Origin of the sequence: Pseudomonas sp. KCJK9016, assembly GCF_046231795.1 — a bacterium.
Classification (GTDB): Bacteria; Pseudomonadota; Gammaproteobacteria; order Pseudomonadales; family Pseudomonadaceae; genus Aquipseudomonas; species Aquipseudomonas bananamidigenes.
In genome coordinates this window covers 1-1,614 of sequence record NZ_JBJJMM010000061.1, presented here as the reverse complement: position 1 = coordinate 1,614, position 1,614 = coordinate 1, and the positions used below count along the sequence as shown (strand labels likewise).

The 1,614-nt window shown below is 64.5% G+C and carries 1 protein-coding gene; it reads right to left on the bottom strand.

What is annotated here, in order from left to right; translation table 11 throughout:
- On the bottom strand, positions 1–1,523 hold a 1,523-nt coding region (gene hutU, locus ACK6BI_RS27965; RefSeq protein ID WP_409319657.1), incomplete at its 3' end, for a urocanate hydratase.
- Positions 1,524–1,614: the final 91 nt, after the last annotated feature.

The following is a 1,614-nucleotide window of genomic DNA, read 5'->3' as shown; positions in this document are numbered from 1 at the left end:
ATCACCATGCCCGAGTGCTGGGAGAAGCCCATGCCGACGCCGCCGCCGTGGTGCAGGGAAACCCAGGTCGCGCCGCTCGCGGTGTTGAGCAAGGCGTTGAGCAGCGGCCAGTCGGAGACTGCATCCGAGCCGTCCTGCATCGATTCGGTTTCGCGGTTCGGGCTGGACACCGAGCCGGAGTCGAGGTGGTCGCGGCCGATCACGATCGGCGCCGACAGCTCGCCGCGACGGACCATTTCGTTGAACGCCAGACCGAGTTTGGCGCGCTGGCCCAAGCCGACCCAGCAGATCCGCGCCGGCAGACCCTGGAAGCTGATGCGCTCGCGGGCCATGTCCAGCCAGTTGTGCAGGTGGGCGTCGTCCGGGATCAGTTCCTTGACCTTGGCGTCGGTCTTGTAGATGTCCTGCGGATCACCCGACAGCGCCGCCCAGCGGAACGGGCCGATGCCACGGCAGAACAGCGGACGGATGTAGGCCGGCACGAAACCCGGGAAGTCGAAGGCGTTTTCCACGCCCTCTTCCTGGGCCATCTGACGGATGTTGTTGCCGTAGTCGAAGGTCGGGATGCCTTGCTTCTGGAAGTCGAGCATGGCTTTGACGTGCACCGCCATCGACTGCTTGGCAGCCTTGATCACCGCCGCCGGTTCGGTCTTCGCGCGGGCGCGGTATTGTTCCCAGGTCCAGCCGGCCGGCAGGTAGCCGTTGAGCGGGTCGTGGGCGCTGGTCTGGTCGGTGACCATGTCCGGACGCACGCCGCGACGGACCAGTTCCGGGAGGATTTCGGCGGCGTTGCCGCACAGGGCGATGGAGATCGCCTTGCCTTCTTTGGTGTATTTCTCAATCCGCGCCAGGGCGTCGTCGAGGTCCTTGGCCTGCTCGTCGACGTAACGGGTCTTGAGGCGGAAATCGATGCTGGTCTGCTGGCATTCGATGTTCAGCGAGCAGGCACCGGCCAGGGTCGCGGCCAGCGGCTGGGCGCCGCCCATGCCGCCGAGGCCGGCGGTCAGAACCCAGCGGCCCTTGAGGTTGGAGTCGTAATGCTGGCGACCGGCCTCGACGAAGGTTTCGTAAGTGCCCTGGACGATGCCCTGGCTGCCGATGTAGATCCAGCTGCCGGCGGTCATCTGGCCGTACATGGCCAGGCCCTTGGCGTCGAGTTCGTTGAAGTGCTCCCAGGTCGCCCAGTGCGGTACGAGGTTGGAGTTGGCGATCAGCACGCGCGGCGCGTTGCTGTGGGTCTTGAACACGCCGACCGGCTTGCCGGACTGCACCAACAGGGTTTCGTCATCGTTCAGATTGGTCAGGCTTTCGACGATCTTGTCGTAGCACTCCCAGTTGCGCGCAGCGCGGCCGATGCCGCCGTAGACCACCAGCTCTTTCGGGTTCTCGGCCACTTCCGGGTCGAGGTTGTTCATCAGCATGCGCAGCGGTGCTTCGGTCAGCCAGCTCTTGGCGGTCAGCTTGTTGCCGCGGGCGGCGCGGATTTCGACGTCACGGAATTTAGTAGTTTTTGCGTCAGTCACGAAAAAGACTCCTCAGCGATCAATTCAAACCAACCCTGGCGATGGGCAAGCGGCTTGTGCGCTTCGATGCGCGACAAGCGAATCAGGGACG